This is a genomic window from Pseudomonas sp. ENNP23 (genome assembly GCF_001728945.1).
GTDB lineage: Bacteria > Pseudomonadota > Gammaproteobacteria > Pseudomonadales > Pseudomonadaceae > Metapseudomonas > Metapseudomonas otitidis.
The window spans coordinates 105279-113479 of the sequence record NZ_LYSP01000013.1; the positions used below are offsets into that span (position 1 = coordinate 105279).

Below are 8201 nucleotides of genomic sequence, written 5' to 3' on the forward strand. Positions count from 1 at the left end.
AACGGCGTGGTACGCGAGGACCTAGCGCGCGTCCCCTCGCCACTGCCGGGGGCTGACGCCGAACCAGCGGCGGAAGGCGCGGGAGAAGGCGCTGGTCTCGGAGTAGCCCAGCAGCGGGGCGAGTTCGGAGATGGGGCGTTGGCGGCGGCGCAGGTAGTGCAGCGCCAGTTCGCGGCGGGTACGCTCCACCACCTGGCTGAAACACAGCCCTTGCTCCCGCAGGCGGCGCTGCAGGCCGGCGGGGGTCATTTCCAGGCGTTCGGCGATGCGCTCGAGGCAGGGTTCGCCTTCGGACAGGGCCAGGCGCACCTGGGTGCCCAGCTCCTCCAGCAGGCTGGGGACATTGGCGCCGGCGCCCAGGCGGTGGATCACGTCCTGGAAGAGGAACAGCAGGTTCGGGTCGCGCTCCGGCATCGGCTTGCCCTGCACGTCCCCCTTGGGTACCAGCATGAAGTTGCACGGCCGGCCGAACTGCACCGGCGCGCCGAAGGCGTCGCCATGCTCGTGCCACGCCTCCGGCCGTTCATGCTCGAAGGCCACCGCACGCGGCGCCCACTGCGGGCCCAGCACGTGGCGCAGCAGGTTCAGCGCCATGCCCAGGGTCAGCTCGGCATCCTGCCGGCGGTCGAGGATGGCGCCGTGGCGCACCTGGTAGTCGAAGCGGTAGCACTCGCCGCAGTCCACCAGGCGGATCAGCGTGCTGTGCTGGTGATAGGGGAAGGCGCCGGCGAAGTTCTTCAGCGCCTCCTCCAGGGTGTCCGAGAACAGCCCGACATACCCCAGCAAGCCCAGGTCCCGGGGCTGGAACTGCTGCCCGTAGCGCAGCCCGAAGTTGTCACAGCCCGACTGCCGGGCGGCCTCCTCCAGCACGTCGCAGTAGTTGGGCAGCGCCAGGCTCAGGGTCGGGTGGCGCAGTTGCTCGGGGTCGATCCCGGACCGGCCGAACACCAGGTCCAGGTCGCCGCCCTGGCGGGTGATGAACTGGTCGAGGCCACTGGCCGCCGCCGACAGCACGCCGACGTTGCTCGCGGGGGGCATCTGCAGGCTGGCGGATGAAAGCAGGGGCTGGCTCATCACGGGGTACCGGGTTCTTTAATTGATCACCCGTTCAAGCAAAAGCCATGCCTCGTCCACGGCAGCCGAAGGGGGCTTGCCGGAGGCACCGTGGCCAGGGCTTCGCACCCTCCCTGTGCAGGCTGGAGGCCGCGCGCACCGGGCCGGAGCACGTTTTTCATGGGGCGATGGGTAACACCGCCGCGACTTGACCGCAGAGGCGCCACCGCGCTTCCCACGGTCAAGTCCTGGGGCCGGTCGCTGGCTACCATCGATCCATCCCCCAATGGATTGTGCGGGTGTTTGCGCGCCGAGCGTCGCCGAGGACAGGCGGTTTCCAACAACAACAAAGCCCGCGAGGGCTGAGGAGTCCCGATGAGCACGACACAACTCAAACCCACGCTCGGCACCCTGCACCTCTGGGGTATCGCCGTGGGCCTGGTGATTTCCGGCGAGTACTTCGGCTGGAGCTATGGCTGGGGCACCGCCGGTACCCTGGGCTTCCTGGTGACGGCGCTGATGGTCGCCACCATGTACACCTGCTTCATCTTCAGCTTCACCGAACTGACCACCGCCATTCCCCACGCCGGCGGCCCCTTCGCCTACAGCCGCCGGGCCTTCGGCGAGAAAGGCGGGCTGATCGCCGGCATCGCCACCCTGATCGAATTCGTCTTCGCCCCGCCGGCCATCGCCATGGCCATCGGCGCCTACCTCAACGTGCAGTACCCGGAGCTGGACCCGAAGCAGGCCGCCGTAGGGGCCTACCTGATCTTTATGACCCTGAACATCCTCGGCGTCAGCATCGCCGCCACCTTCGAGCTGGTGGTCACCGTGCTGGCCGTGGCCGAGCTGCTGGTGTTCATGGGCGTGGTCGCGCCGGGCTTCAGCTTCTCCAACTTCGTGCTCAACGGCTGGGCCGGCAGCAATGAGTTCAACCTCGGCGCCATCTCCGGCATCTTCGCCGCCATCCCCTTCGCCATCTGGTTCTTCCTCGCCATCGAGGGCGCCGCCATGGCCGCCGAGGAAGCCAAGGACCCGAAACGCACCATCCCGCGCGCCTACATCGCCGGCATCCTGACCCTGGTGTTCCTCGCCATCGGCGTGATGATCATGGCCGGTGGCGTGGGTGACTGGCGCGAGCTGTCCAACATCAACGACCCGCTACCCCAGGCCATGAAGGCTGTGGTCGGCGAGAACTCCGGCTGGATGCACATGCTGGTGTGGATCGGCCTGTTCGGCCTGGTGGCCAGCTTCCACGGCATCATCCTCGGCTATTCCCGCCAGTTCTTCGCCCTGGCCCGCGCCGGCTACCTGCCCCGTGGCCTGGCCAAGCTGTCGCGCTTCCAGACCCCGCACCGCGCCATCATCGCCGGCGGCGTGGTGGGCATCGCCGCGATCTACAGCGACGGCCTGGTGAACCTGCAGGGCATGAGCCTGACCGCCGCGATGATCACCATGAGCGTGTTCGGTGCCATCGTCATGTACATCATCAGCATGCTCAGCCTGTTCAAGCTGCGCCGCAGCGAACCGAACCTGGAACGCACCTTCCGCGCCCCCGGCTACCCGGTCGTCCCCGCCATCGCCCTGGTGCTGGCCGTGGTCTGCCTGGTCGCCATGGCCTGGTTCAATACCACCATCGGGCTAATCTTCCTGGGATTCATGGCGGCAGGCTTCGTCTGGTTCCAGTTCACCGCGCACCACCGCGCCAGTGCCCCGGAAGACGCCCTGCTCAGCCGCGTGTGACGACAATGCCCCGCCCAGCCAACCGGGCGGGGCCCGGATGGAGATCGAGATGGCAAGCTACTCCCACAGTGTCGGCGGCCAGACCTGGCGCTTCGACAGCCTTCGCGAGGTGATGGCCAAGGCCAGCCCGGCCCGCTCCGGCGACTGCCTCGCGGGCGTCGCCGCCAACAGCGACGCCGAGCGCGTGGCGGCGCAGATGACCCTGGCCGAGGTGCCGCTCAAGCGCTTCCTCGACGAGGCGCTGATCCCCTACGAGCAGGACGAGGTCACCCGGCTGATCCTCGACACCCACGACCGGCTCGCCTTCGCCCCGGTCAGCCACCTCACCGTGGGCGACTTCCGCGACTGGCTGCTGGGCGAGTCCGCCGACGAGGCGGCCCTGCGCAACCTGGCGCGGGGGCTGACCCCGGAGATGGCCGCCGCCGTGTCGAAGATCATGCGCGTGCAGGACCTGGTGCTGGTGGCGCAGAAGATCCGCGTGGTCACCCGCTTCCGCAACACCCTGGGCCTGCGCGGCCGGCTCTCCACCCGCCTGCAACCGAACCACCCCACCGACGACCCGGCCGGCATCGCCGCGAGCATCCTCGACGGCCTGCTCTACGGCAACGGCGACGCCATGATCGGCATCAACCCGGCCACCGACAGCATCGCCTCCATCAGCGCCCTGCTGGAGATGCTCGACGCCATCATCCAGCGCTACGAGATCCCCACCCAGGCCTGCGTGCTGACCCACGTCACCACCTCCATCCAGGCCATCGAAAAGGGCGTGCCGCTGGACCTGGTGTTCCAGTCCATCGCCGGCACCGAAGCGGCCAACAGCAGCTTCGGCATCAGCCTGGAGATCCTCCGCGAGGGCTACGAAGCCGGGCTGTCGCAGAAGCGCGGCACCCTCGGCAACAACCTCATGTACTTCGAGACCGGCCAGGGCAGCGCCCTCTCGGCCAACGCCCACCACGGCGTCGACCAGCAGACCTGCGAGACCCGCGCCTACGCCGTGGCCCGTCACTTCGACCCGTTCCTGGTCAACACCGTGGTCGGCTTCATCGGCCCGGAGTACCTCTACAACGGCAAGCAGATCATCCGCGCCGGCCTGGAGGACCACTTCTGCGGCAAGCTGCTCGGCGTGCCCATGGGCTGCGACATCTGCTACACCAACCACGCCGAAGCCGACCAGGACGACATGGACATGCTGCTGACCTTGCTCGGGGTCGCCGGCATCAACTTCATCATGGGCATCCCCGGCTCCGACGACGTGATGCTCAACTACCAGACCACCTCCTTCCACGACGCCCTCTACGCCCGCCAGAGCCTGGGCCTGAAGCCCGCGCCCGAGTTCGAGGCCTGGCTGGAACGCATGGGCATCGCCAGCCAGCAGGACGGCCGCGTGCGCCTCGGCGAGCAGCTACCGCCGGCCTTCCGCCACGCCCTGGGGAAAATCGCCTGAGGAGAGGCCCGATGACCGACCCGAAACGCCCCGCCACCGCCAACCCCTGGCAGGCCCTGCGCGCCCTCACCCCCGCACGCATCGCCCTCGGGCGCGCCGGCACCAGCCTGCCCACCCAGGCCCAGTTGGACTTCCAGTTCGCCCACGCCCAGGCCCGCGACGCCGTGCACCTGCCGCTGGACACCCCGGCCCTGGCCGCCGAACTGGAGGGCCTCGGCCACGCCAGCCTGCACCTGCACAGCGCCGCTGCCGACCGCCACACCTACCTGCAACGCCCGGACCTCGGCCGGCGCCTGGATGCCGCCTCCGCCGAGCGCCTGCGCGAACACGCCGCGAATCATCCCGAAGGCTACGACCTGGCCGTGGTGGTCGCCGACGGCCTGTCCGCCCTTGCCGTGCAACGCCACACCCTGCCCTTCCTGCGGCGCTTCCTCGACCAGGCCGCCAGCGAGAACTGGCACCTCGCCCCCATCACCCTGGTGGAACAGGGCCGCGTCGCCGTGGCCGACGAAGTGGGCGAGCTGCTCAAGGCGCGCATGGTGGTGATCCTCATCGGCGAGCGGCCCGGCCTCAGCTCGCCGGACAGCCTCGGCCTGTACTTCACCTGGGCACCCCGGGTCGGCCTCACCGACGCCAGCCGCAACTGCATCTCCAACGTGCGCCTGGAAGGCCTCTCCTACGGACTGGCCGCCCACCGCCTGTTGCACCTGATGCGCGAAGCCTGCCGACGTCAGCTCTCCGGGGTGAACCTCAAGGACGACTCCGACGTGCCGGTGCTGGAAGGCCCCGAAGGCGGCCCGCGCGGCAACTTCCTGCTGGGAGGCGACTGACACCGCCCTCACACGAGCCCGGTGCCCATGGAGCCCTCCCCGTCGCCCAGCGCCGGCGAGCCCGCTGACCCCGACCAGGCGACGCGCTGGGCCGCCCCCTGGCGGACCTGTTCACCGACGAGGACCGCGAAGCCGCCCCGCCGCGCATCTTCGCCCCCTTCTTCACCACCAAGCCCCTCGGCGAAGGCACCGGCCTGGGCCTCAGCCAGGCCTGAGGCCTCACCCGCCAGCAAGGCGGCAGCCTGCGCGTGGAGAGCCTGCCGGGCCAGGGCGCCACCCTCGCCCTCTACCTGCCTGCCTGGCAGCCCGGCCCCCTGAAAATGGGCGGAACTTGCCCGAGGCGGGCGACTCTATCGCTGGCAGGCGCCCTGGCGCGTAGAATCCCCCGCCCCGGACACGGGGCATGCCAGCCGGCGCGGCTTACCACGAGCGAAACAGCACAGAAGCAGGCCAGAAACTTGGAACAGCTAGAACGCCTCCACAGCGGGATCGAGGGCCTGGACGCCCTGTTGAAGGGTGGCCTGGTGGCCGGCGCGGCCTACATCGTCCAGGGCCGTCCCGGCTCGGGCAAGACCATCCTCGCCAACCAGATCGGCTTCAACCACGTGCGCAACGGCGGCCGTGTGCTGGTGGCCACCCTCCTGGCGGAAACCCACGAGCGCCTGTTCCAGTTCCTCTCCACCCTGAGCTTCTTCGACGCCTCAAAGGTCGGTGACGAGATCCAGTTCGTCAGCGCCTTCGACACCCTGGAGAACGAAGGCCTCGACGAAGTGGTACGCCTGCTGCGCCGCGAGATCAGCCGGCAGAAGGCCACGGTGATGATCGTCGACGGCGTGCTCAATGCCCGCTCCAAGGCGGACACGCCGATGGACACCAAGAAGTTCATCTCCGAGCTGCAGGGCCACGCCGCCTTTGCCGGCTGCACCGTGCTCTTCCTCACCAGCGCCCGCCTCGACGACGGCAGCCCCGAGCACACCATGGTCGACGGCGTCATCGAACTGGGCGAGGAGCTGGTGGGCAACCGCTCGGTGCGTCGCATCCACCTGCGCAAGACCCGCGGCAGCGGCTCCCTGTCCGGCCCGCACGAATGCGAGATCACCGAGAGCGGCCTGGTGGTCTACCCGCGCCTGGAATCCCTCTACAGCCGCCCGACCCTGCCCGAGGACGCCACGCCACGGCGCATCGCCAGCGGCACGCCGGACCTGGACGCACTGATCGAAGGCGGCCTGCCCGTGGGCTCGGTGACCCTCGCCATGGGTCCCGCCGGCGTCGGCAAGACCTGCCTCGGCCTGGGCTTTCTCGGCCAGGCCAGCGCCGACGAGCCGGCCATGCACTTTGGCTTCTACGAATCCCCCGCGCGCCTGCGGCTCAAGGCCCGCGCCCTGGGCTTCGACCTGGAAGCGCTGGAGAAGGCCGGCGTCCTGCACCTGGCCTGGCAACCGCCCACCGAAGGCCTGCTCGACGCCCTGGGCGGCCACCTGATCGCCGAGGTGCAGCGACTGGGCATCAAGCGCCTATTCATCGACAGCTTCGGCGGCATGGCCCGGGTGGCCAGCAGCCAGGCGCGGCTGGTGGAGTTCTTCGGCGCCCTGCTGGGCCAGTTGCGGGCCATGGGCGTGACCATCGTCGCCACCTGGGAGATGCGCGACCTCTACAGCGCCGACATCAACGCCCCGGCGCCCGAGCTGTCGAGCATCGTGGACAACCTGCTGCTGATGCGGTTCGTGGAAGTGAATGCTGAGCTCAAGCGCTCCATGGCCATTCTGAAGATGAGGGACAGCGGGTATGACCCCGCCCTGCTGGAGCTGCAATTCACCTCGAGCGGCCTGCGACTGGACAAGAACTTCCGCCAGGTGACCTCCGTGCTCTCCGGCAATGCGACATGCGCCTGATGGGCACACAACCGGCCAACCGCTGATGACAACGATCCTGGTAGTCGACGACGAGTATCTGATTGCCGACATCCTCGCCTACGCACTGGAGGACGAGGGCTACATGGTGGTCAAGGCCGGCAACGGCCGCAAAGGCCTGGACGTGCTCGACCGCGAGCGACCGTCCCTGGTGATCACCGACTTCATGATGCCGGTGATGGACGGCCTGGAATTCGCCCGTGCCATCCGCGAGCGCCCCCAGTACGCCGAGCTGCCGGTCATCCTCATGAGCGGCGCCCAGGGCAACATCGGCCGCCAGCATGGTGACCTGTTCGTTGCCGTGTTCGACAAGCCCTTCGACATCCACGCCGTGCTGGCCACGGTGGCCGAGCTGATCGGCCCGGGCGAGCCCGGCCACGGCTGACCGCCACGCCACGATTGCCAGCGTCGCCCGCCTCCCGGAAACTGCGCGCTTTCCCAGTTGCCAGCGGAGACCCGCCGTGTCCACATCCCCCGAACTCGCCAGCGACCCGTCCTGGCTCGCCCGCTGCCAGGCCGCCGCCCTCGACCCGCAGGCCCGCTTCACCGCCCGCCAGGCCGTGCTCGGCGATGCCGCCGCGCTGGACGCCACCCTCTACCGTGCCGACGAGGAGGACGAAGACGCCGAGGAAGAAGACCTGGGCGACGCCCGCGTGCTGATCGACGGCCCCTTCGTCATCCCCGCCGACTGGAGCGAAGCCGACCGCGAGGCCTACTTCGACGGCAGCGACCCGGCCCTGTTCGTCCAGGCCCGCATCGAATGCCTGGCCCCCGTCGCCAGCCGCCAGTACTTCACCCCCGAACCCGGCGACCAGGTCGCCCTAACCCGCCCGGACGGCCTGGTGGAGATGTACTTCCTCTACGAAGCCTTCGAAGACGACCACGGCCACCACTGCGTGCTGATCCGCGACGAAGACGCGCTGTTCTGACCCCCCTGCCTCCGGGAACGCCCGGCGCATCCCTGGGCCAGCGATGGGCTTCGCACAGCTCAGCCCATCCTACGGACGGAGCGGGACCGTAGGATGCGGTGAGCTCGGCGAACCGCATCGATCCGTGGCGAAGATGAAGCCCACCAGCGGCGCCACCGGCCCCCCGGGTGGATGGAAAAAGCACCATCCACCCCACGCAGCGTCCATCCCCCGTGGGAGCGGTTTCAACCGCGAAGGCCCCGCACCTGAACGTAGCCCGGGCTTCAGCCCGGGACCACGGCGCATCCCTGGA

General features: G+C 69.1%; 7 protein-coding genes. 6 read left to right on the forward strand and 1 reads right to left on the reverse strand.

Features of this window, described 5'->3' with window-relative positions; genetic code table 11:
* Positions 1 to 21 precede the first annotated feature (21 nt).
* The gene (locus A9G05_RS10030) at positions 22 to 1074 is read right to left on the reverse strand and encodes an AraC family transcriptional regulator (protein ID WP_069560831.1); all 1053 of its coding nucleotides are present in this window, start codon (positions 1072 to 1074) and stop codon (positions 22 to 24) included.
* A gap of 354 nt (positions 1075 to 1428) precedes the next feature.
* On the opposite strand from A9G05_RS10030, the gene eat reads away from it, so the two are divergent.
* From eat to A9G05_RS10065, 6 genes are all read left to right on the forward strand, one after another.
* The gene (gene eat / locus A9G05_RS10035) at positions 1429 to 2796 is read left to right on the forward strand and encodes an ethanolamine permease (RefSeq protein ID WP_069560832.1); all 1368 of its coding nucleotides are present in this window, start codon (positions 1429 to 1431) and stop codon (positions 2794 to 2796) included.
* A gap of 49 nt (positions 2797 to 2845) precedes the next feature.
* Positions 2846 to 4240 (forward strand): ethanolamine ammonia-lyase subunit EutB, encoded by a 1395-nt coding sequence (locus A9G05_RS10040; RefSeq protein ID WP_069560833.1) that lies wholly within the window; start codon positions 2846 to 2848, stop codon positions 4238 to 4240.
* 11 nt (positions 4241 to 4251) lie between these two features.
* The gene (gene eutC, locus A9G05_RS10045) at positions 4252 to 5070 is read left to right on the forward strand and encodes an ethanolamine ammonia-lyase subunit EutC (RefSeq protein WP_069560834.1); all 819 of its coding nucleotides are present in this window, start codon (positions 4252 to 4254) and stop codon (positions 5068 to 5070) included.
* A 458-nt stretch (positions 5071 to 5528) separates the two neighbouring features.
* Positions 5529 to 6962, forward strand: a complete 1434-nt coding sequence (locus A9G05_RS10055; protein ID WP_069560836.1) for an ATPase domain-containing protein — start codon at positions 5529 to 5531, stop codon at positions 6960 to 6962.
* Positions 6963 to 6987: 25 nt separating this feature from the next.
* Positions 6988 to 7365, forward strand: a complete 378-nt coding sequence (locus A9G05_RS10060) for a response regulator (RefSeq protein WP_069560837.1) — start codon at positions 6988 to 6990, stop codon at positions 7363 to 7365.
* A gap of 76 nt (positions 7366 to 7441) precedes the next feature.
* On the forward strand, positions 7442 to 7909 hold the full coding sequence (locus A9G05_RS10065) for a hypothetical protein (RefSeq protein ID WP_069560838.1): 468 nt from the start codon (positions 7442 to 7444) through the stop codon (positions 7907 to 7909).
* Positions 7910 to 8201: the final 292 nt, after the last annotated feature.